Origin of the sequence: Aeromonas sp. MaB10011B (assembly GCF_017939325.1) — a bacterium.
Lineage (GTDB): Bacteria > Pseudomonadota > Gammaproteobacteria > Enterobacterales > Aeromonadaceae > Aeromonas > Aeromonas caviae.
Genome location: NZ_JAGKRK010000010.1, coordinates 63328 through 84466 on the forward strand (window position 1 = coordinate 63328; position 21139 = coordinate 84466).

The 21139-nt window shown below is 58.6% G+C and carries 23 protein-coding genes and 1 pseudogene; 6 read left to right on the forward strand and 18 right to left on the reverse strand.

Features of this window, described 5'->3' with window-relative positions:
• Positions 1-98: 98 nt before the first annotated feature.
• Together J9893_RS04340 and J9893_RS04345 are read left to right on the forward strand one after the other, a co-directional pair.
• Positions 99-350, forward strand: coding sequence for a type II toxin-antitoxin system prevent-host-death family antitoxin (locus tag J9893_RS04340; RefSeq protein ID WP_032492621.1), 252 nt, complete (start codon positions 99-101; stop codon positions 348-350).
• Positions 347-601 (forward strand): Txe/YoeB family addiction module toxin, encoded by a 255-nt coding sequence (locus tag J9893_RS04345; RefSeq protein WP_032492620.1) that lies wholly within the window; start codon positions 347-349, stop codon positions 599-601. The genes J9893_RS04340 and J9893_RS04345 overlap by 4 nt, the downstream gene beginning before the upstream one ends.
• Before the next feature lie 72 nt (positions 602-673).
• Here the strand turns inward: J9893_RS04345 and aac(6')-Ib are convergent, their stop codons facing one another.
• Together aac(6')-Ib and J9893_RS04355 are read right to left on the reverse strand one after the other, a co-directional pair.
• Positions 674-1228 (reverse strand): AAC(6')-Ib family aminoglycoside 6'-N-acetyltransferase, encoded by a 555-nt coding sequence (aac(6')-Ib, locus tag J9893_RS04350; RefSeq protein WP_012695458.1) that lies wholly within the window; start codon positions 1226-1228, stop codon positions 674-676.
• Between the two features lie 48 nt (positions 1229-1276).
• Positions 1277-2065 (reverse strand): annotated as a pseudogene (locus tag J9893_RS04355) (AadA family aminoglycoside 3''-O-nucleotidyltransferase); the annotation flags it as partial.
• A gap of 246 nt (positions 2066-2311) precedes the next feature.
• Here J9893_RS04355 and intI1 point away from each other — a divergent pair.
• The 3 genes from intI1 to J9893_RS04370 all read left to right on the forward strand — a co-directional run bounded on the left by intI1 (position 2312) and on the right by J9893_RS04370 (position 7192).
• A complete protein-coding gene (gene intI1, locus J9893_RS04360; RefSeq protein ID WP_000845048.1) occupies positions 2312-3325 on the forward strand; it encodes a class 1 integron integrase IntI1 in 1014 nt (337 codons plus the stop codon).
• A gap of 336 nt (positions 3326-3661) precedes the next feature.
• Positions 3662-4222, forward strand: a complete 561-nt coding sequence (locus J9893_RS04365; RefSeq protein WP_001161490.1) for a recombinase family protein — start codon at positions 3662-3664, stop codon at positions 4220-4222.
• Between the two features lie 3 nt (positions 4223-4225).
• On the forward strand, positions 4226-7192 hold the full coding sequence (locus J9893_RS04370) for a Tn3-like element TnAs1 family transposase (protein ID WP_001138014.1): 2967 nt from the start codon (positions 4226-4228) through the stop codon (positions 7190-7192).
• Between the two features lie 211 nt (positions 7193-7403).
• Here J9893_RS04370 and J9893_RS04375 read toward each other — a convergent pair whose 3' ends face one another.
• The 16 genes from J9893_RS04375 to J9893_RS04450 all read right to left on the reverse strand — a co-directional run bounded on the left by J9893_RS04375 (position 7404) and on the right by J9893_RS04450 (position 20392).
• The gene (locus J9893_RS04375) at positions 7404-7688 is read right to left on the reverse strand and encodes a RepB family protein (RefSeq protein ID WP_111896918.1); all 285 of its coding nucleotides are present in this window, start codon (positions 7686-7688) and stop codon (positions 7404-7406) included.
• A 163-nt stretch (positions 7689-7851) separates the two neighbouring features.
• A complete protein-coding gene (locus J9893_RS04380) occupies positions 7852-8880 on the reverse strand; it encodes a site-specific integrase (protein WP_029314538.1) in 1029 nt (342 codons plus the stop codon).
• A gap of 299 nt (positions 8881-9179) precedes the next feature.
• On the reverse strand, positions 9180-9959 hold the full coding sequence (locus J9893_RS04385) for a YchF/TatD family DNA exonuclease (protein WP_042863871.1): 780 nt from the start codon (positions 9957-9959) through the stop codon (positions 9180-9182).
• A 12-nt stretch (positions 9960-9971) separates the two neighbouring features.
• A complete protein-coding gene (gene holB, locus J9893_RS04390; RefSeq protein WP_042863870.1) occupies positions 9972-10919 on the reverse strand; it encodes a DNA polymerase III subunit delta' in 948 nt (315 codons plus the stop codon).
• Positions 10904-11545, reverse strand: coding sequence for a dTMP kinase (tmk, locus tag J9893_RS04395; RefSeq protein ID WP_042017643.1), 642 nt, complete (start codon positions 11543-11545; stop codon positions 10904-10906). The genes holB and tmk overlap by 16 nt, the downstream gene beginning before the upstream one ends.
• Positions 11545-12546 (reverse strand): endolytic transglycosylase MltG, encoded by a 1002-nt coding sequence (gene mltG / locus J9893_RS04400; protein ID WP_029314535.1) that lies wholly within the window; start codon positions 12544-12546, stop codon positions 11545-11547. The genes tmk and mltG overlap by 1 nt, the downstream gene beginning before the upstream one ends.
• On the reverse strand, positions 12536-13342 hold the full coding sequence (gene pabC, locus J9893_RS04405; protein WP_182721850.1) for an aminodeoxychorismate lyase: 807 nt from the start codon (positions 13340-13342) through the stop codon (positions 12536-12538). The genes mltG and pabC overlap by 11 nt, the downstream gene beginning before the upstream one ends.
• 66 nt (positions 13343-13408) lie before the next feature.
• A complete protein-coding gene (gene fabF, locus J9893_RS04410) occupies positions 13409-14650 on the reverse strand; it encodes a beta-ketoacyl-ACP synthase II (protein WP_010674743.1) in 1242 nt (413 codons plus the stop codon).
• Positions 14651-14731: 81 nt separating this feature from the next.
• The gene (gene acpP / locus J9893_RS04415; RefSeq protein WP_005300909.1) at positions 14732-14968 is read right to left on the reverse strand and encodes an acyl carrier protein; all 237 of its coding nucleotides are present in this window, start codon (positions 14966-14968) and stop codon (positions 14732-14734) included.
• Positions 14969-15125: 157 nt separating this feature from the next.
• A complete protein-coding gene (gene fabG / locus J9893_RS04420; protein WP_010674742.1) occupies positions 15126-15860 on the reverse strand; it encodes a 3-oxoacyl-ACP reductase FabG in 735 nt (244 codons plus the stop codon).
• A 13-nt stretch (positions 15861-15873) separates the two neighbouring features.
• Positions 15874-16809, reverse strand: coding sequence for an ACP S-malonyltransferase (gene fabD / locus J9893_RS04425; protein WP_041211425.1), 936 nt, complete (start codon positions 16807-16809; stop codon positions 15874-15876).
• A 66-nt stretch (positions 16810-16875) separates the two neighbouring features.
• Positions 16876-17835, reverse strand: coding sequence for a beta-ketoacyl-ACP synthase III (locus tag J9893_RS04430; protein ID WP_041211424.1), 960 nt, complete (start codon positions 17833-17835; stop codon positions 16876-16878).
• 6 nt (positions 17836-17841) lie between these two features.
• Complete coding sequence (gene plsX / locus J9893_RS04435) at positions 17842-18861, reverse strand: phosphate acyltransferase PlsX (protein ID WP_010674739.1); 1020 nt, start codon at positions 18859-18861, stop codon at positions 17842-17844.
• 9 nt (positions 18862-18870) lie between these two features.
• Complete coding sequence (rpmF, locus tag J9893_RS04440; protein WP_005300935.1) at positions 18871-19038, reverse strand: 50S ribosomal protein L32; 168 nt, start codon at positions 19036-19038, stop codon at positions 18871-18873.
• 20 nt (positions 19039-19058) lie between these two features.
• On the reverse strand, positions 19059-19580 hold the full coding sequence (gene yceD / locus J9893_RS04445) for a 23S rRNA accumulation protein YceD (protein ID WP_029314532.1): 522 nt from the start codon (positions 19578-19580) through the stop codon (positions 19059-19061).
• 197 nt (positions 19581-19777) lie between these two features.
• Positions 19778-20392: an START domain-containing protein gene (locus tag J9893_RS04450; RefSeq protein WP_041201614.1), complete on the reverse strand. Its 615-nt coding sequence runs from the start codon at positions 20390-20392 to the stop codon at positions 19778-19780.
• A 139-nt stretch (positions 20393-20531) separates the two neighbouring features.
• Here J9893_RS04450 and J9893_RS04455 point away from each other — a divergent pair, with 139 nt between their 5' ends.
• Positions 20532-21113 (forward strand): nucleoside triphosphate pyrophosphatase, encoded by a 582-nt coding sequence (locus J9893_RS04455; RefSeq protein ID WP_029314530.1) that lies wholly within the window; start codon positions 20532-20534, stop codon positions 21111-21113.
• Positions 21114-21139: the final 26 nt, after the last annotated feature.

A 21139-nucleotide genomic window follows, 5' to 3' on the forward strand; every position in this document is an offset into this window, starting at 1 on the left:
TTTGGCCGTCCCGACTTGATTGAAGGGTTGGGCGTTTTTTTGCCTCGCCTTCGAGTTGCTCTTGTTGTACAATTTTCTGTACATGTACGGAGGATGTTATGGACGCTATCACTTACACACACGCCCGCGCCAACCTGGCTGGAACCATGGATCGTGTTTGCAACGATCATGAGCCGGTGATCATCACACGTAACGGCGACCAATCGGTTGTGATTCTCTCGCTGGAAGATTTCCAGGCGCTGGAAGAAACTGCGTATCTGCTGCGCAGCCCCGCCAACGCCAAGCGGCTTTTCAAGTCGATCGAGCAACTTGAAGCGGGCCGAGGACAGGCGCGGGAGTTGGCCGAATGAGATTAATTTTTTCCGATGATGCATGGGAAGATTATCTGTTCTGGCAAAAACAAGACCGCCGCATGGTTGATCGAATTAACAAGCTAATTAAAGAAACCACCCGAGAGCCTTTCTCTGGAGTGGGCAAGCCAGAGCCATTAAAACATGCTTTGGCCGGTTATTGGTCTCGTCGAATTACGGATGAGCACCGAATGGTTTACAAAGTGGCGGATGATGCCCTTTGGATCGTTCAACTCAAGTACCACTACTGAAAAGACGCCCAACGTTTGACATGAGGGGCGGCCAAGGGCGCCAGCCCTTGGACGTCCCCCTCGATGGAAGGGTTAGGCATCACTGCGTGTTCGCTCGAATGCCTGGCGTGTTTGAACCATGTACACGGCTGGACCATCTGGGGTGGTTACGGTACCTTGCCTCTCAAACCCCGCTTTCTCGTAGCATCGGATCGCTCGCAAGTTGCTCGGCGACGGGTCCGTTTGGATCTTGGTGACCTCGGGATCATTGAACAGCAACTCAACCAGAGCTCGAACCAGCTTGGTTCCCAAGCCTTTGCCCAGTTGTGATGCATTCGCCAGTGACTGGTCTATTCCGCGTACTCCTGGATCGGTTTCTTCTTCCCACCATCCGTCCCCGCTTCCAAGAGCAACGTACGACTGGGCATACCCAATCGGCTCTCCATTCAGCATTGCAATGTATGGAGTGACGGACTCTTGCGCTAAAACGCTTGGCAAGTACTGTTCCTGTACGTCAGCAAGTGTCGGGCGTGCTTCTTCTCCGCCCCACCACTCGACGATATGAGATCGATTTAGCCACTCATAGAGCATCGCAAGGTCATGCTCAGTCATGAGGCGCAGTGTGACGGAATCGGTGCTGTTGGTCACGATGCTGTACTTTGTGATGCCTAACTTTGTTTTAGACATCATTGGCGTGGAGCCGAGCAGACTGGCGGCTTCGTGCTTCACAAAGTAAATGAACGCAGTCAACTGATCAGCGCGTGAGGCCAAGCAATCCATCCCTTGTCCAAGGTAAGCCTGCTGGGCTTCAAGCAGCACGGGCTGATGTTGGACGGGCAGGCGTTCCATTACCCAGTTGGCAGCTACATCCTTCGGCGCGATCTTGCCGGTTGCTGCGCTGTACCAAATGCGAGACAAGGTAAGCACTACATTCCGCTCGTCGCCTGCCCAATCCGGTTGTGAGTTCCATAGTTTCAAGGTGTCGGCCAGTGCTTTGAATAGATCGCTTTCCGGGACTGGGTTGAAGAAATCTTCCGCGGCCGAACCTGCCAAGGCAAGGCTGTGTTGCCTTGCTTTAGTTAGCAGAATAGCCAGATCAACATCGGTTGTCGCGGGCTCGAAGATGCCCGCAAGAATGTCCTTGCGCTGCCACTCCCCGAATTGCAGTTCCCGTCTGGCTGGATAACGCCAAGGAACAACATCGCCGTACACGACGATGGTAACTTCCAAGGCACGGAGAGCTTCACTTTGGCCGGGAGAAGCGGAAACTTCCAGGAAATCTACGAACAGAGCCTGCCGCACAGTCTCATCGAGCTGTGCAGTCACAGTAACCAGCAAATCAATATCACTGCATGGCTTCAGGCCACCGTCGAGTGCAGAGCCGTACAAATGCACGGCCAGCAACGTCGATCCCAGATGATGCTCGATGACGTTGAGTGCCTGTGATAGCTGTACCGAAATCTCGGCGGGCACTGCGTTGCTCATGATGTCTAACTCCCAATTTGTGTAGGGCTTATTATGCACGCTTAAAAATAATAAAAGCAGACTTGACCTGATAGTTTGGCTGTGAGCAATTATGTGCTTAGTGCATCTAACTTTGTTTTAGGGCGACTGCCCTGCTGCGTAACATCGTTGCTGCTCCATAACATCAAACATCGACCCACGGCGTAACGCGCTTGCTGCTTGGATGCCCGAGGCATAGACTGTACAAAAAAACAGTCATAACAAGCCATGAAAACCGCCACTGCGCCGTTACCACCGCTGCGTTCGGTCAAGGTTCTGGACCAGTTGCGTGAGCGCATACGCTACTTGCATTACAGTTTACGAACCGAACAGGCTTATGTCCACTGGGTTCGTGCCTTCATCCGTTTCCACGGTGTGCGTCACCCGGCAACCTTGGGCAGCAGCGAAGTCGAGGCATTTCTGTCCTGGCTGGCGAACGAGCGCAAGGTTTCGGTCTCCACGCATCGTCAGGCATTGGCGGCCTTGCTGTTCTTCTACGGCAAGGTGCTGTGCACGGATCTGCCCTGGCTTCAGGAGATCGGAAGACCTCGGCCGTCGCGGCGCTTGCCGGTGGTGCTGACCCCGGATGAAGTGGTTCGCATCCTCGGTTTTCTGGAAGGCGAGCATCGTTTGTTCGCCCAGCTTCTGTATGGAACGGGCATGCGGATCAGTGAGGGTTTGCAACTGCGGGTCAAGGATCTGGATTTCGATCACGGCACGATCATCGTGCGGGAGGGCAAGGGCTCCAAGGATCGGGCCTTGATGTTACCCGAGAGCTTGGCACCCAGCCTGCGCGAGCAGCTGTCGCGTGCACGGGCATGGTGGCTGAAGGACCAGGCCGAGGGCCGCAGCGGCGTTGCGCTTCCCGACGCCCTTGAGCGGAAGTATCCGCGCGCCGGGCATTCCTGGCCGTGGTTCTGGGTTTTTGCGCAGCACACGCATTCGACCGATCCACGGAGCGGTGTCGTGCGTCGCCATCACATGTATGACCAGACCTTTCAGCGCGCCTTCAAACGTGCCGTAGAACAAGCAGGCATCACGAAGCCCGCCACACCGCACACCCTCCGCCACTCGTTCGCGACGGCCTTGCTCCGCAGCGGTTACGACATTCGAACCGTGCAGGATCTGCTCGGCCATTCCGACGTCTCTACGACGATGATTTACACGCATGTGCTGAAAGTTGGCGGTGCCGGAGTGCGCTCACCGCTTGATGCGCTGCCGCCCCTCACTAGTGAGAGGTAGGGCAGCGCAAGTCAATCCTGGCGGATTCACTACCCCTGCGCGAAGGCCATCGGTGCCGCATCGAACGGCCGGTTGCGGAAAGTCCTCCCTGCGTCCGCTGATGGCCGGCAGCAGCCCGTCGTTGCCTGATGGATCCAACCCCTCCGCTGCTATAGTGCAGTCGGCTTCTGACGTTCAGTGCAGCCGTCTTCTGAAAACGACAGTCAGAATAGAGTCTGCTTTCCCATTTTTTGACACATGCCCGCGAAGGTTATAGATTTCAGCCTGACAGAAATGGGCTTTGAGGCACAACGGAACAGAAAGTGCACTTAAGCCGCCTTCAACCAAGGAGACATCGTGCAGGGGCACCGCATCGGCTACGTCCGGGTCAGCAGCTTTGACCAGAACCCGGAACGCCAGCTGGAACAAACCCAGGTGAGCAAGGTGTTCACCGACAAGGCATCGGGCAAGGACACCCAGCGCCCCCAGCTCGAAGCGCTGCTGAGCTTCGTCCGCGAAGGCGATACAGTGGTGGTGCACAGCATGGATCGGCTGGCCCGCAACCTCGATGACCTGCGTCGCTTGGTACAGAAGCTGACTCAGCGCGGCGTGCGCATCGAGTTCCTGAAGGAGGGCCTGGTGTTCACTGGCGAGGACTCGCCGATGGCCAACCTGATGCTGTCGGTGATGGGGGCCTTCGCTGAGTTCGAGCGCGCCCTGATCCGCGAGCGGCAGCGTGAGGGCATCGCCTTGGCCAAGCAGCGTGGCGCGTACCGGGGCCGCAAGAAAGCCCTGTCCGATGAGCAGGCTGCTACCCTGCGGCAGCGAGCGACGGCCGGCGAGCCCAAGGCGCAGCTTGCCCGCGAGTTCAACATCAGCCGGGAAACCCTCTACCAGTACCTCCGCACGGACGACTGACACATGCCGCGTCGCTTGATCCTCTCGGCCACGGAGCGGGACACCCTGCTTGCGCTGCCGGAAAGCCAGGATGACCTGATCCGCTACTACACCTTCAACGACTCCGACCTGTCGCTGATCCGCCAGCGACGCGGCGACGCCAACCGCCTCGGCTTCGCCGTGCAGCTCTGCCTGCTGCGCTACCCCGGTTACGCGCTGGGAACCGACAGCGAGCTGCCCGAGCCGGTCATCCTGTGGGTGGCGAAGCAAGTCCAGGCCGAGCCGGCGAGCTGGGCAAAGTACGGCGAGCGCGACGTGACCCGTCGCGAGCATGCCCAGGAACTGCGCACCTACCTGCAACTGGCCCCGTTCGGCCTGTCCGACTTCCGCGCCCTGGTGCGCGAGCTAACCGAGCTGGCCCAGCAGACCGACAAAGGCTTGCTGCTGGCCGGTCAGGCCCTGGAGAGCCTACGGCAGAAACGACGCATCCTGCCGGCGCTGAGCGTGATTGACCGGGCCTGCTCGGAAGCCATTGCGCGAGCCAATCGGCGGGTCTACCGCGCCCTGGTCGAACCACTCACGGACTCGCATCGGGCCAAGCTGGACGAGCTGTTGAAGCTCAAGGCCGGCAGCAGCATCACCTGGTTGACCTGGCTGCGCCAGGCACCGCTGAAACCCAACTCTCGGCACATGCTGGAACACATCGAGCGGCTGAAGACATTTCAGTTGGTGGACTTGCCCGAAGGCCTGGGCCGGCACATCCACCAGAACCGCCTGCTCAAGCTGGCCCGCGAGGGTGGGCAGATGACGCCCAAAGACCTCGGTAAGTTCGAGCCGCAGCGCCGCTACGCGACCCTGGCCGCCGTGGTGCTGGAGAGCACCGCGACCGTGATCGATGAGCTGGTCGATCTGCATGACCGCATCCTGGTCAAGCTGTTCAGCGGCGCGAAGCACAAGCATCAGCAGCAGTTCCAGAAGCAGGGCAAGGCGATCAACGACAAGGTGCGCCTGTACTCCAGGATCGGCCAGGCGCTGCTGGAAGCGAAGGAAAGCGGCAGCGACCCCTATGCCGCCATCGAGGCGGTGATTCCCTGGGACGAGTTCACCGAGAGCGTCAGCGAGGCCGAGCTGCTGGCCCGGCCGGAAGGCTTCGACCACCTGCACCTGGTCGGCGAGAACTTCGCCACCCTGCGCCGTTACACGCCGGCCTTGCTGGAGGTGCTGGAACTGCGCGCCGCGCCGGCCGCGCAAGGCGTGCTGGCAGCCGTGCAGACCCTGCGTGAGATGAACGCCGACAACCTGCGCAAGGTGCCGGCCGATGCACCCACGGCCTTCATCAAGCCGCGCTGGAAGCCGCTGGTGATCACCCCGGAAGGCCTCGACCGGAAATTCTACGAAATCTGCGCCCTGTCCGAGCTGAAGAACGCCCTGCGCTCCGGCGACATCTGGGTCAAGGGCTCGCGGCAGTTCCGCGACTTCGACGACTACCTGCTGCCGGCCGAGAAGTTCGCCGCACTCAAGCGCGAGCAGGCCCTGCCCCTGGCGATCAACCCGAACAGCGACCAGTACCTGGAAGAGCGTTTGCAGCTGCTGGACGAGCAGTTGGCCACCGTCACCCGCCTGGCCAAGGACAACGAGCTGCCCGATGCCATCCTCACCGAGTCAGGGCTGAAAATCACCCCGCTGGATGCGGCGGTGCCGGATCGGGCGCAGGCGCTGATCGACCAAACCAGCCAGTTACTGCCGCGCATCAAGATCACCGAACTGCTGATGGACGTGGACGACTGGACGGGCTTCAGCCGCCACTTCACCCACTTGAAGGACGGGGCCGAGGCCAAAGACAGGACGTTGCTGCTGTCCGCAATCCTCGGTGATGCGATCAACCTCGGGCTGACCAAGATGGCCGAGTCGAGCCCCGGCCTGACCTACGCCAAGCTGTCCTGGCTGCAAGCCTGGCACATCCGCGACGAAACCTATTCGGCGGCCTTGGCCGAGCTGGTCAACCACCAGTATCGCCACGCCTTTGCCGCCCACTGGGGCGACGGCACGACCTCATCCTCCGATGGCCAGCGCTTCCGCGCGGGTGGCCGGGGCGAGAGCACCGGGCACGTCAACCCGAAGTACGGTAGCGAGCCGGGACGGCTGTTCTATACCCATATCTCCGACCAGTACGCGCCGTTCAGCACCCGCGTGGTGAATGTCGGCGTCCGCGATTCCACCTATGTGCTCGACGGCCTGCTGTACCACGAGTCCGACCTGCGGATCGAGGAGCACTACACCGACACGGCCGGCTTCACCGATCACGTCTTTGCCCTGATGCACCTGCTAGGCTTCCGCTTCGCGCCGCGCATCCGCGACCTCGGCGAAACCAAGCTGTACGTGCCGCAGGGCGTGCAAGCCTACCCGACGTTGCGCCCGCTGATCGGCGGCACCCTGAACATCAAGCACGTGCGTGCCCACTGGGACGACATCCTGCGCCTGGCCAGCTCGATCAAGCAGGGCACCGTCACCGCCTCGCTGATGCTGCGCAAGCTCGGCAGCTACCCGCGCCAGAACGGACTGGCCGTGGCCCTGCGCGAGCTGGGCCGGATCGAGCGCACGCTGTTCATCCTGGACTGGCTGCAAAGTGTTGAACTGCGCCGCCGCGTGCATGCCGGCCTGAACAAAGGTGAGGCGCGCAACTCGCTGGCCAGGGCGGTGTTCTTCAACCGCCTTGGGGAAATCAGGGATCGGAGCTTCGAGCAGCAGCGCTACCGGGCCAGCGGCCTCAACCTGGTGACGGCGGCTATCGTGCTGTGGAACACGGTGTACCTGGAACGCGCCACCCAGGGGTTGGTCGAGGCCGGCAAGCCGGTGGACGGCGAGCTGCTGCAATTCCTGTCGCCGCTGGGCTGGGAGCACATCAACCTAACCGGCGATTACGTCTGGCGGCAGAGCCGCAGACTGGAAGACGGGAAGTTTCGGCCCTTACGGATGCCCGGAAAACCTTAGCGTACGATTTTTTCCGAATTCTGCGGGCTCCCCTGGTTGAACTTTTATCCGGTTCTTGAAATGCCTAGAGCCTTGTCTAAGCTTAAGGCTATCTGCATACCAGTTAGCGCACGGCTCTGCAAGGAGCCAATTCCCCTATGCCAGGTACAAGGAATTCGTACCTGGCTTTTTTTGTCTTCCTTTTTCAATCACGCCGGTTCGATACCATCGTCTATTCGAGTATGTCTGCCGACTCGGGGATATCGCTCTGCTGCGCGTTGGTCGTTTGTTGCAGTTCGTGCTGATAGAGCAGATCGATTGCCTGCTCGATGATGGAGGCCTGACTGTCTTCCAGTTGTTGCCCCAGCATGGCCAACCTCTCTGCATGACGATTGCTTATCCAGCATTGCAACCGGCTGTGGGTTTCCTGCTTGCGCTTCACGTGCTGGCGCTGCCGTTCGGCATTCTCTTGCGCAGCGCTTTTCTTCAATTCCTGGCTATCGTAACCTTCCGACATGTCTACATCGTGAATGTTATCTCTCATTTTTCATTGGCATCTTCTACGAAAGTAAATCGGATTACGACTCTCCCACCGTTATGATGTCTGTGGAGGACGACATGAATATATCACCAGATCAACAGGATATCATTTAACATAAAAAATGGAGAGGCGCGGTTCTCTATAACAACCCATCCAGGGCGTGATCGGAGAACTTGTGGGCATCGTCGAAATATTCCTGCAAGGTGCGCATGTCCTTGTGCCTTGTCACCTCGATGATCTTGTTCATCGGCTTGCCCGCCGTCACCGCCGAGGTGATGAACCCCCGCCGCAAACTGTGGCCACTGACGTGGAGATCGTCGATGGCCTGGCCGGTTCGCCGCTTGATCATCAAGTTGATACCTTGCGGCCCCAGGGGATCTGTCATCAGCTGTCCCCAGCGATTCATTCGACGAAACAGGGGGCCCTCAGCAATCCGGCTTTTTTTCAGCCATTGTTGCAGTGCAGAGACCGGGCAATACCGGGTGCCTGGAATGAGTGCTATCTCCGATTCATGGAGCTGATGTTTGCTTGGCTTGAGACGAAGGCGTATCCCCTGCCCCACAAACTGCACGTCATTCACCTCGATCCTTGCCGCTTCCGACCGACGCAAGGCGCCACTGAACATCAGGAGCAACAGGGTGTAATCCCGAAGTCCCGCCAGGTTGCTGGTATCTATCTCGTCCAGCACGCAGGCCAATGGTTTCAGGGTCAGCGCCCCCGTTTTGCGTTTGCGGTTATCACCGAGCCGTACTATGCCCCGCATCATCTCCTTTATCTCCGCATGCTCGGTCGGCATGGGGTGGATCCCCTTCTGCTTGAAGGCATAACGAATGCCGGCAAGCCGTCTTACCAGGGTGGCCGGTTTGCGAGGTTCCCCGTTGCGAAGCTCCCCCTTCCCTTCTTCTTTGTCCAGCCAGACCCAGTTGGCCAGGATGCCGTCGGCCTGATCCGCCAGAAAATTCATGATGTCGTGGTGTGTTGTCTGCAAGGGATCCAGCCCGTGGAGTTGGCACCAGGAGACAAAGATGCGGGTATCTGCCTGATAGGCATTGAGGGTGGAGTCGGCTTTGGCGCTGCGCAGGAAGCGTCTTGCCCGGCTGTTCAGCTGAGGATCGAAGACGCTCTGCAAAGATTGCTGAACTGGGTTTTGAAGGCGTGGGTAGTTCACTTAACTCTATGATTTAAAGCGGAGTTTCGGTGGATCTTACAGGATCGTCCAGATCTATCAAGTATCGATAATGAATATTATCGATACTTATGAAGACTGCTTTAACCCATTTCAGCTCCCTCATTGATTCCTCAAGCACTCTGTCATCCCTGCTCCGTTTTATCAGGTGCTGGCGATTTAATCTCGTCAGCACCCACCATACAAAATGAGAGATAACAACTTGGCATGATTGTTTTTGGATGGATCATGATAGTGCAAATTGTCATAGTAAAACGCCCCGCTATGCGGGGCGTTGTCTGTTATCGCTTTGCCAACTTGAACAACTCGAAGAAATTGTGGCTGGTGGCCTCCGCCAATTCAGCGAGCGGAATCTGGCGAAGATCCGCGATAAATTGGGCAACGTCGCGAACAAAGGCCGGCTCATTCTCCCTCCCCCGGTGCGGAACCGGTGCCAGATAGGGAGAGTCGGTTTCAACCAGCAGTCGCTCCAGGGGCAACGCCTTGACCACGGCCTGCAGGGCTGAGGCGTTCTTGAAAGTGGCTATTCCCGAGATGGAAATATAGAACCCCATGGCCATCGCGGCCTCGGCCATTTCGAGGGACTCGGTGAAGCAGTGCAGCACTCCGCCCACCTGTTCGGCCCCCTCCTCTCGCATGATCCGCAGCGTGTCTTCCTGGGCATCCCGGGTGTGGATGATGAGCGGTTTGTTCAGTGCCCGGGCTACACGAATATGTTCGCGGAAAGAGGCTTGCTGTACATCCTTGTTTTCCGGTGAATAGAAGTAGTCGAGCCCGGTTTCGCCGATGGCCACCACTCTCTCATCGGCCGCCTGAGTCAGCAGCAAGGCAGCATCCACCCCGGGATCCTGATTGAGCGGGTGGACACCGCAGGAGGCAAACACCTGGGGATAGGGAGCGATGGCCTCCATCATGGTCGGGAACTGGGCCTGGGTCACACTCACGCAGAGAAAATATCCCACGCTCTGCTGCGCCGCCTTGGCCAATACATCGGCCATGTCGGTCTGCTTGGAGCCATAACTCAAGCGATCGAGATGGCAATGGGAATCAACGAGTAACATAGACAACCTTGTTTATAACCAGCGATTGAGCCAGTTCATCAAATGGATGGTGGGATTGGAAAGCTGCCCTGGCTGACAAGCCTCTTTCAGCATAACCAGCTGCTGTTCGGCTTCCAGGAGCCGTTCGCTGGAGTGTTTCTCTGCCAGTTGCTGGCTGAGTGATGCAAGATCCGGCATTGCCAGTTGATGATGGCCGCAGCCAGCCTGAAGCTTGAGGGCATCACACAGGAAGAGCTGCAACCAGTGCAGCCGGACCTGAGTATCCTCGGCCAACTGGGCACAGACATTCGCCGCACGGGTGGGGGCCGATGCCAGCGAGACAAATCCGTCGAGCAATGCCCGTCTGGCATCATCTTGCTGTGCTTCGATGTAGCTCAGCACCCGCAGCGGCGCACCCTGGCAGATCCGCACCTGGGCCTGGGTGGCCTGATGGCCCTGCTCGGCGAGCCAGGCAAGGGTCTCCCCCTCAGAGGGGAGCTGGCAGACATGCTTGTGACAACGGCTCAAGATGGTGGGGAGCAGGCGAGATACCCGGGATGCGATGAGCAGCAACAGACTGTCGCCAGCCGGCTCTTCCAGCGTCTTCAGCAAAGCATTGGCGGCAGACTCCGTCATGCGCTCCGCCTCCTGAATGATCACCACCTTGCCGCGACCGAGCTGGGATGTGCTCTGGAGGCGGCTGCAAATCTCCCGGATGGCTTCGACACCTATGGTCTTGCCCTCGGGCCCCAGGGTGCCAAGATCCGGGTGATGCCCCTTCTCAAACAGTTGGCAGGAGTGGCACTGACCGCAAGGCTCACCTCGTTGTGGATGCTGACACAGGTGCAGTCGCGCCAGTCGCTCTGCAAGCTGCTCCTTGCCAAGACCGGGATCGCCTAGCAGCAACCAGGCGTGCCCGAGCCGTCCGGCCCGGGCCGTCTCGCTCAGGGCATGCCAATCCGGGATCAGCCAGGGATACATAGCCCCTCGCTTGCCAGATAATGCTCAAGGGCAGCCTCGATGGCGGCTTTGACTTGCGCCGGGGGCAACCCGGCATCGATGACCTGGATGGAATCATCGGCGGCCGCCAACTCGAGGTAACGCTGGCGGGTACGTTCAAAGAAGCCGATCTGCTCCAGCTCAATCCTGTCCAGCTCGCCGCGATGGCGGGCCCGCTGCAGGCCGATGGCAGGATCGATGTCCAGATAGAGCGTCAGATCCGGCTTGAAATCCCCGAGGACCGCCCGTTTGATGGCGCCGATGAGGTTCGCATCGATGCCGCGGCCACCCCCCTGATAGGCCTGGGAGGAGAGATCGTGGCGATCGCCCACTACCCAGATGCCGTCTGCCAAGGCAGGCTTGATCCGGGTCTCCACCAGTTGTACCCGGGAGGCGTACATCAACAGCAGCTCGGCCTCGACTGTCAGGCGCTCGTCGTGCACTTCCTTGACGATGGCCCGCATGCGTTCCGCCAGCGGCGTGCCGCCCGGCTCCCGGGTGCACTCGATCCGCGCAACTCCGTGGGCTTGCAGATAGTCGGTCACATAGCGCACCGCAGAGCTCTTCCCTGCCCCTTCCAATCCTTCAATCACGATAAATTTAGACATTAGGGTTTCTTCAATATGTATTCACGCACCGCCCGATTGTGTTCATCGAGGGTCTTGGAGAAGTAGTGGGCACCGCCCCCCTTGGCAACGAAGTAGAGATAGTCGGTCGATTTGGGGTTGAGCGCCGCCTCGATGGAGGCCTTGCCCGGCATGGCGATGGGCGTCGGAGGCAGACCGTCGATCACATAGGTGTTGTAGGGGTTCACGTCGGTCAAATCGCTGCGGCGAATGTTGCCATCGTACCTCTCCTTCACCCCGTAGATGACGGTAGGGTCGGTCTGCAACTTCATGCCAAGGCGTAGACGGTTGACGAACACAGAGGCAATCTGGGCTCGTTCATCCGGTTGGCCCGTCTCTTTTTCGATGATGGAGGCCATGATGAGCGCCTCATAGGGTGTCTTGTAGGGCAGATTGGCCTGACGCTTCTCCCAGGAAGCCTCCAGGAACGTTTTCATGTCCTGATAGGCGCGGCGCAGGATGGAAAGATCGCTGGCATGAGTGGTATAGGCGTAGGTTTCCGGCAGGAACCACCCCTCCAGCTTGCCATTTTCGATGCCGAGTTCCTGAGCCAGCTCGGTTTCGCTCTGCTCCAGAGTCAGGCGCTCCAGATAGGGGGCGCTGGAAAGTTGCTTCAGCCAATCCTCAAAACGGGACCCTTCGACAAAGGTCAGGCTGAAGTGAAACTCCTTGCCGGAAGCAAAGAGAGAGAGAGTCTCCTTGAGCGGCGCCCCTTCCTTGATTTCATAGGTGCCGGACTTGATGGCCACCAGTTCGGGATGACCGCGCAACCAGAGGCGCACCGCCCAGGGGCTGGTTTCCCCCTCTCCCAGTTCGGCAATCAGGCGCGCCGCATGGGCGCCTTTTTCGACGGTAAAGAGGCGGGTTGGCCCCTTGTTGGTGAGCGTCTCCACCTGTTGCCACTTGTGATACACGTACCCTCCGGCAACGGCGACAGAGAGTGCCGCCCCCGCGAGCAGGGTGTAAAGCCGATTAAACTTCAATGACCAAGCGCTCCTGTAAACGGCGGATCAATACCGGACTGGGATAGTGCATATCCCCGATGCTGGTGACCGGGACAATCCCCATCAGGGTATTGGTCAGCCAGACCTCTTCCGCCTGCCAGAGTGACTCCAATGGAGCTTCAACGACACGCAGTTCAATGCCCATCTGTTTAAGCATCGTCATCACGCGCTTGCGCATGATGCCATCGATCCCGGCGCGGGTGAGATCCGGTGTGAACACCGTCCTGCCGCGACGCCAAAACAGATTGGCGCTGACCCCTTCTACCAGAAATCCCCGGCTGTTCAAGACTATACCTTCGACCCCGCCGCGCGCAGCAAGTTCGCGCTTCAGCATCACTTGTTCGAGGCGCCCCAGCGTCTTGAGACCGGCGAGCATGGGACTGTCCCCAAGATGCTGCTGGCATACCAAGGCATTGATGCCGGTTTGCTGCCAATCATGATAATGCTCAGGATAAGGTGCCAAAGAGACGATGCGAGTGGGCGTGTCACAGCCTGCGCCGTCATATCCCCGCCCACCGGCGCCCCGGGTCAGCATTATCTTGACGACAGCCTGTGCCTGCCCAGAAGCCAGCTGCGCCGCCTCGTCGGCAAGCAGGTCCCAGGAGTGCTCACCAAAACCAAGCCGGGCGTTGGCATGTTGCAGCCGGGCCAGATGGTCCTGCCACCAGAGTACCTTCCCTTCCCTCACCAGCATGGTGGTGAAATGACCATCACCGTATGCCAGCCCACGATCCCTGGCTGACAGTGTTTCTGTGGGTATTCCATTAATCAGCAAGGGGATCCCTCCGATAAAAAAGGCCCGATACTGCCGTATCGGGCCTTATCATTCGCCCAGAGCGAATTATACGCGTTTGAAGATCAGGGAGCCATTGGTGCCGCCAAAACCGAAGGAATTGGAGAGGGCATATTCGAAGCTGCCAGCCTTGGCAACATGCGGCACCAGATCCAGGTCGCACTCATCATCCGGCTTGTCCAGGTTGATGGTGGGAGGCACCATCTGGTCACGCAGAGAGAGCACAGTGATGATCGCCTCGATGGCGCCAGCCGCACCCAACAGGTGGCCTGTCATGGACTTGGTGGAACTGACCATCAGGGCGCTGGCATGGTCACCAAACACCTTCTTCATGCCGCGCAGCTCTGCCACATCCCCAAGGGGCGTGGAGGTACCGTGGGCATTGATGTAACCGATCTGCTCGGGTGCGATGCCAGCATCCTTGATGGCGTTCTTCATGGCGCGTGCGCCACCATCGCCGTCCGAGGGAGGGGCCGTCATGTGATAGGCATCCCCGCTCATGCCAAAGCCGACCAGCTCGGCATAGATCTTGGCGCCGCGGGCCTTGGCATGTTCATACTCTTCCAGCACCAACACGCCGGCACCGTCGCCCAGCACGAAACCGTCGCGATCCTTGTCCCAGGGGCGGCTCGCCTTCTGCGGTTCGTCATTACGTGTGGAGAGCGCCTTGGCAGCGGCAAAGCCGCCCATGCCCATGGGGGTGGAGGCTTTCTCGGCACCACCGGCAACCATCACGTCCGCATCGCCATAGGCGATCATCCGGCCAGCCATGCCGATGGCATGGGTACCCGTGGTACAGGCGGTAGTCACGGCGATGTTCGGGCCCTGCATGCCTTTCATGATGGAAAGATGACCGGACACCATATTGATGATGGTGGACGGAACGAAGAAAGGGCTCAGCTTGCGAGGGCCGCCATTGATGAGGCTGCTGTGGTTCTGCTCAATCAGACCCAGACCGCCGATACCGGAGCCGATGGCAACGCCTACCCGCTCCGCGTTCTCTTCGTTGATGATCAGGCCGGAATCTTCCAGGGCCTGAACACCCGCCGCCACGCCATACTGGATGAAGAGATCCATCTTGCGGGCTTCTTTGCGGTTGATGCCGAACTCTTCGGGGTCGAAATCCTTGACCAGGCCTGCGAAACGGGTTGCGAACTCGCTTGCATCAAAGTGGTCGATGAGGGAAATGCCGCTCTGCCCGTTGAGCAGGGCTTGCCAGCTGGATTCGGCAGTGTTGCCTACCGGGGAAAGCATCCCCAAGCCGGTCACCACGACTCTGCGTTTTGACACTGAGGTAGTCTCCGAGAGGTGTTTTGAAAGGGGTAAACATAAAAGAAGCGGCCCTTGGGCCGCTTCTTTCAGAACAGGAACTTATTCCTGATTAGCGGTGATGTAGTCGATAGCCGCTTGAACAGTGGTGATCTTCTCGGCTTCTTCATCAGGAATTTCGGTATCGAATTCTTCTTCCAGCGCCATTACCAGTTCAACGGTATCCAAAGAGTCAGCGCCCAGGTCGTCGACGAAGGAGGCAGCGTTCTTCACGTCTTCTTCTTTAACACCCAGTTGTTCGATGATGATTTTCTTTACGCGTTCTTCGATGTTGCTCATGACCTGAATTTTCCTTTAAAAATACGCTATTGCGTCTGGTTGGGGTAGTGTATTCAATTGACGTGAGTTTGCAAGTGACTTGCCGCTGGTCAAACCACGAAATTCGCCAAACTTCGGCGTATTATCGCAAATTTGAACAGAACTCACGACAAATTGATTACACCATGTACATCCCGCCATTAACATGCAGGGTTTCGCCGGTAATATAGGCGGCATCATCCGATGCCAAGAATACCACAGCGGCAGCAATTTCTTTCGGATCGCCCAAACGGGCAGCAGGCACCTGATTCATGATGCCGGCGCGCTGCTCTTCATTGAGCGCCTTGGTCATGTCGGTCTCGATGAAACCGGGAGCAACCGCATTCACCGTGATGCCACGAGATGCCACTTCACGGGCCAGCGACTTGGTAAAGCCAACCAGACCAGCCTTGGCAGCAGCATAGTTGACCTGACCGGCGTTGCCCATGGTGCCGACCACGGAACCGATGCTGATGATGCGACCGTTACGCTTCTTCATCATGGCACGCAATACCGGCTTACTCAGACGGTACAGGGAGGTGAGATTGGTGTCGATGATCTCGTTCCACTCGTCATCCTTCATCCGCATCAGCAGGTTGTCGCGGGTAATGCCGGCGTTGTTGATCAGGATGTCGATGTCGCCAAAACGCGCCTTGATGGCGGCGAAGACGGTTTCGATAGATTCCTGACTGGTCACGTTCAGTGCCATGCCGCAGCCTTGTTCACCCAGGTAAGCACTGATCGCCTCGGCACCGCTCTCGCTGGTCGCGGTCCCCACGACTTTGGCGCCACGAGCAGCAAACATCTCCGCAATCGCACGACCAATGCCACGGCTGGCGCCAGTGACCAACACAACCTTATCGGTAAAACTCATGACTTGCTCCTGTTTACTTGATCTGGGCCAGTGCCTGCTCGAACGAGGCGGCGTCGTTGGCGTGAATACCTTCCACTCGCGCATCGATACGCTTGGCCAGGCCGGTCAATACCTTGCCCGGGCCCATCTCGATCTCGAGGGTAACACCGTCGTTTGCCATGCACTCTACCGTTTCAGTCCAGCGAACCGGGCTGAACAGCTGACGCACCAGGGCTTGCTTGATGGCGGCAGGATCCTGCTCACAAGAGACGTCAACATTATTGATGACGGCGATGGCAGGAACCTTGATCTCGATCCCATCCAGGGCGGCGGCCAGCTTTTCTGCGGCCGGTTTCATCAGGGCGCAGTGGGAGGGCACGGAGACCGGCAGCGGCAGGGCACGCTTGGCACCTGACTCTTTCATCAGCACGTTGGCACGCTCGACCGCCTCTTTGTGGCCGGCGATGACCACCTGACCCGGAGAGTTGAAGTTGACCGGAGAAACCACCTGCCCCTGGGCCGCTTTCTCACAGTTGGCAGCGATGCTTTCGTTGTCCAGACCGATGATGGCAGCCATGGCGCCAGTGCCTTCCGGTACGGCTTCCTGCATGGCCAAACCACGCAGCTCGACCAGCTTGACGGCATCGGCAAACGCCAGCGCGCCGCTGCACACCAGGGCGGAGTATTCCCCCAGGCTGTGGCCGGCCATCACGGCAGGGGTTACCCCGCCTTGTTGTTGCCACAGGCGCCACAGCGCGACGGAGGCGGTCAACAGCGCTGGCTGGGTACGCCAGGTTTTGTTGAGATCCTCGGCCGGGCCTGCCATCACCAGGGCAAACAGGTCATAGCCCAGCACCTGGCTCGCCTCGGCGAAGGTCTCTTTAATCACTGCGTGTTGCTCGGCCAGCTCGGCCAGCATGCCGACGCTCTGGGAGCCTTGTCCCGGGAAGGCAATGGCAAATCGGGTCATCATTGATTCCTTTAAGGTAAGACGAATTCGGTAAGCGGGCGCCCGAGGACCGGGCACCGCTCGGTATCAGAGGCGAACCAGCGCAGAGCCCCAGGCAAAACCGCCGCCGAAGGCTTCCAGCAGGACCAGCTGGCCGGGTTTGATGCGACCATCGCGCACCCCTTCATCGAAGGCGATGGGCACGGAGGCCGCGGAGGTATTGCCATGACGATCCAGGGTCAGGATCACCTTGTCGAGCCCCATACCGAGTTTCTTGGCGGTGGCATTGATGATGCGGAAGTTGGCTTGATGGGGCACCAGCCAGTCCAGCTCGCTCGGCTCGACGTTGGCCGCAGCCAGGGTTTCGGTCACGATCTCGCTAAGGCGTGTCACCGCCACCTTGAAGACATCGTTGCCCTTCATGTACATGTAGGCTTCGAGCTCAGCACCCGGCATGCCGCGACGGGGCTGCGGCAGTTTGAGCAGCTCGCCATAACGGCCATCGGCATGCAGATGGGTGGAGAGGATCCCAGGAGTGTCGCTGGCACCGATGACCACGGCCCCTGCCCCATCCCCGAACAGGATGATGGTGCCGCGATCCTCGGGATCGCACATGCGTGACAGCACGTCCGCACCGACAACCAGCACGTAGCGAGCAGCGCCGGATTTGACGAACTGATCGGCGATGGCGAGAGCATATGTAAAGCCGGCACAGGCGGCGGCTACGTCAAACGCCGGGATCCCCGGTACGTCAAGCAGCCCCTGCAGTTCACAGGCAGCAGCTGGGAAGGCATTCTCTGCGCTGGTAGTGGCCAGCACTATCATGTCCAGATCGGCGGCAGTCAGACCTGCCGCATCAAGCGCACGCAAGGCCGCCTGATGAGAAAGGGTCGCGACGGTTTCGTCGGCTCCGGCGATACGGCGTTCACGGATCCCGGTGCGTTCCACGATCCATTCGTCACTGGTTTCAACCATCTGTTCAAGATCGGCGTTGGTACGAACCGAACTCGGCAGATAACTGCCAGTACCCAGAATTTTGCTATGCATAGAGTTTTATAAATCCCTGTCGGAAAAGACAGATTCAAGGCGATCTGCAATTTGCAATGGAAGTTGATGTCTGGCTTCTTGTGCGGCCAGCAGAATCGCATGACACAGAGCGCGGCGCTCGGCCCGCCCATGGCTTTTTACCACAATGCCGCGCAATCCTAACAGACTCGCGCCATTATACTGGTCGGGGTTCAGGTAAGAGAAACGCCGTTTGAACATAAATCCGGCGAGTCGACCAAGAAAACTGCGTTTTTTGCGCGGATATCCGGCCAGTTCGGCCATCATCCGCACCACCCCCTCCGCGGTCTTGAGCGCCACGTTGCCCACGAAACCGTCGCAGACGATCACGTCGCACTCGCCGCTGAAGATCCTGTCACCCTCGATAAAACCGACAAAATTCAGGGCGGAGCATTGGCGCAGCAACTCGGCGCTGTGGCGCACCAGGTCGTTGCCCTTGATCTCCTCCTCCCCTACGTTGAGCAGTGCCACTCTGGGTGAAGGTATCCCCTCCACCTTCTCTGCGACTACGGCGCCCATCACGGCAAATTGCAGCAGGGTGTCGGCATCGCAGCTCACGTTCGCACCCAGATCCAGCATCACGGTCCGCTTTCCACTCAATGTGGGCAGCGCCTTGATGAGGGCTGGCCGGTCAACACCGGGCAAGGATTTTAGCACGCACTTGGCCATGGCCATCAAGGCACCGGTGTTGCCTGCACTGACACAGGCATCGGCAGCGCCGCTCTTGACCAGATCCAGGGTCACGCGCATGGAGGAGTCTTTCAGGGTACGCAGCGCCACGATAGGCTTTTCGCCCATGCCCACGACCTGGGAGGCATGCACGAGACGAACGCGAGGGTGGTTGAGCAAGCCATGTTGCTGCAGAAGAGAGGCGGTCTGGTGTTGATCACCGACCAGAACAAGTTTTAGCTGGGGTAGAAGAGACAGTGCCTGCACGGCGGCAGGCACTGTTTCCGAGGGGCCGATATCTCCCCCCATTATGTCTAGCGCGACAGTTTGCGTAGACAAAGGCAATCCTTAAGCGATTACCTTTTTACCGCGGTAGAAACCATCGGCAGTCACGTGGTGACGACGATGAATTTCGCCACTGGTCTGATCAACAGTCAGGGCAGCGGTGGTCAGCGCATCGTGGGAACGACGCATGCCACGCTTGGCGCGGGTTTTACGGTTCTGTTGTACGGCCATGGTAGGCTAACTCCTAAAATTCACTTACGTTTGAGCGCTTCAAGAACTGCAAAGGGATTCGGCCGCTCATCAGCAGGTTCGATTTCACCCCAGGTCATCTCCATGTTTCCTCTGGGACACACATCCACCGGATGCATGGCTACCTGAGGCAACGAGAGGATGAGTTCATCCTCCAGGATTTGATGAAGATCTATCTCGCCGTTTTCGTCCAACTCAATGGGCTCATAAGCTTCCGGCAGTTCTTCCTCGTTTGTTCTTTCGAACAGCGGAGTGTAAATAAAACTAGCTTCACAAAGGTGTTCAAACGTCTCACCACAACGCTGGCAAACCAGGTCGACCTTGGCATGGGCAGTGCCTTTCATAACGGTCAACTTCTGGACATCTTTGCCAAAGTGCAGTGTGACATCCACATCACTTCGCAAGCCTTCGGTTGATTCCTCCAGCCTGGGCATCTGCGACTTTTCCACTATCCCGACATAATCGAGTAGCTTCAAGGCATTACGGACTGGATCAACCTTAACGGGCAACTTCACCTTTTGCATAGGGCGCGAATATTATAGGTCCAACAAGGGATAGTCAAAGGAAAAAGTCCTTACCGCCGATGATTTTACCTTCACAGGCCCCTGCAAGAGGAACTTGTGCTCATCGGTGGCCGATTATGCCATATCGTGCAGGATCTGGCACAGGATCCTGTTCCCCCTCTCCTGTCTGTCCACCGGATGTGCTCCTTGGTGTCTCATCAGGTGGCAGAACAGCGCGGGTCTCTCCCCAGCAGGCCTGGTGTCGCAGCCACTCTGGGCTCGGCTTCCATCAGTCTGCGTATGGCTTTGAAACTGCCCACGGCAGCCTTGATGGCAATGGGATTGACCAGCCAGCCCGGCAAGTTGTTGCCCGGGTTGGTATAGGTTTCGAGCCGAACGAGTGTGCTGCCATCCCGTTGGGGTAGCGCCTCCCACCGTCCAGCGCTTTCCTGGATCCGGAACAGCCCTGCATGCAATGGCAGGGCATTCGGCTCTGCCCACACCTCGAGAGTCAGGCCGCAATCGATGCGTCGACTCAAATGGGAGCGGGTGATGAGCTCCCTGTCTTGCACCGGCCAGGGAGACGCCAGGCGGGTATAGACCAGATCATCGTCGGGACCAGATCTGGCCAGCACCCTGACTTCACGGCTCTGGGGCAACCACTCTTCATGGCGCACCGTGTTGCGCAGTACCGTGATCAGCGCGCCAGGATCGGCATTCACGCGCATCTCCAGACGTAAGGCCTGAAAAGATGTCGGAGGATGTGGCTGGGTCCAAAGCATCACCCCCTCATCCCCCTGACGAAGTTGCCATGTCCCTGCCCAGCTGGCGATTGTGTTTGTGCTGTGGTTCCATCAGCATGCATGCTTCCCGCTAATTAGGCGAGTCCCGCTGTAGACATCTCCTGTTTGCGTGGCCCCATCTGCACAGATAGAATCAACCAATTGATTTATAAATGGATATCATCAAAACATGCAGCCTTCCTTGATCCTCGCGTCCACCTCGTCCTACCGCAAAACCTTGCTGGAAAAACTCGGTCAGCCATTTCACTGTGCTGCGCCTCAAGTCGATGAGACAGCGCGACACGGGGAGACCGCAGAAGCCCTGGTCAGCAGATTGGCATTTGCCAAGGCGAATGCCGTTGCTACTGACCGTGATCAAGGATTGATCATCGGTTCAGATCAGGTGTGCGTCTGTGACGGGCAGATCCTCGGCAAGCCCGGCACGGTGGAGAAGGCGGTCGAGCAGTTGCTGCGGGCACAAGGCAAGCGCGTCATCTTTTACACCGGGCTCTGTGTGATCAATGCTGCGAATGGCCATGCCGAGCAGCTCGTCGAGCCTTTCACCGTGTATTTTCGCTCGCTCGACGAAGCAGCCATCCGTCGCTATGTGGAGGCCGAACGTCCTCTGGATTGTGCCGGCAGCTTCAAATGCGAGGGAATGGGCATCGTCTTGTTCAAGGCGCTGGAGGGGCGCGATCCCAACGCCCTTGTCGGTCTTCCCCTGATAGGCTTGGTTGATCTCCTGGGTCGCCACGGCCTGGCTCTGCCATAACAAGAACTCTGCCATGAAAAACGGGA

What these genes read in the sequence shown, in the direction of transcription:
- fabG (WP_010674742.1), bottom strand. Translation starts at nt 15,860, where the DNA reads ATGAGTTTTACCGATAAGGTTGTGTTGGTCACTGGCGCCAGCCGTGGC.
- rpmF (WP_005300935.1), bottom strand. Translation starts at nt 19,038, where the DNA reads ATGGCCGTACAACAGAACCGTAAAACCCGCGCCAAGCGTGGCATGCGT.
- J9893_RS04455 (WP_029314530.1), top strand. Translation starts at nt 20,532, where the DNA reads ATGCAGCCTTCCTTGATCCTCGCGTCCACCTCGTCCTACCGCAAAACC.
- fabD (WP_041211425.1), bottom strand. Translation starts at nt 16,809, where the DNA reads ATGACCCGATTTGCCATTGCCTTCCCGGGACAAGGCTCCCAGAGCGTC.
- intI1 (WP_000845048.1), top strand. Translation starts at nt 2,312, where the DNA reads ATGAAAACCGCCACTGCGCCGTTACCACCGCTGCGTTCGGTCAAGGTT.
- tmk (WP_042017643.1), bottom strand. Translation starts at nt 11,545, where the DNA reads ATGTCTAAATTTATCGTGATTGAAGGATTGGAAGGGGCAGGGAAGAGC.
- J9893_RS04430 (WP_041211424.1), bottom strand. Translation starts at nt 17,835, where the DNA reads ATGCATAGCAAAATTCTGGGTACTGGCAGTTATCTGCCGAGTTCGGTT.
- J9893_RS04370 (WP_001138014.1), top strand. Translation starts at nt 4,226, where the DNA reads ATGCCGCGTCGCTTGATCCTCTCGGCCACGGAGCGGGACACCCTGCTT.
- holB (WP_042863870.1), bottom strand. Translation starts at nt 10,919, where the DNA reads ATGTATCCCTGGCTGATCCCGGATTGGCATGCCCTGAGCGAGACGGCC.
- J9893_RS04340 (WP_032492621.1), top strand. Translation starts at nt 99, where the DNA reads ATGGACGCTATCACTTACACACACGCCCGCGCCAACCTGGCTGGAACC.
- J9893_RS04385 (WP_042863871.1), bottom strand. Translation starts at nt 9,959, where the DNA reads ATGTTACTCGTTGATTCCCATTGCCATCTCGATCGCTTGAGTTATGGC.
- acpP (WP_005300909.1), bottom strand. Translation starts at nt 14,968, where the DNA reads ATGAGCAACATCGAAGAACGCGTAAAGAAAATCATCATCGAACAACTG.
- yceD (WP_029314532.1), bottom strand. Translation starts at nt 19,580, where the DNA reads ATGCAAAAGGTGAAGTTGCCCGTTAAGGTTGATCCAGTCCGTAATGCC.
- J9893_RS04345 (WP_032492620.1), top strand. Translation starts at nt 347, where the DNA reads ATGAGATTAATTTTTTCCGATGATGCATGGGAAGATTATCTGTTCTGG.
- J9893_RS04375 (WP_111896918.1), bottom strand. Translation starts at nt 7,688, where the DNA reads ATGTCGGAAGGTTACGATAGCCAGGAATTGAAGAAAAGCGCTGCGCAA.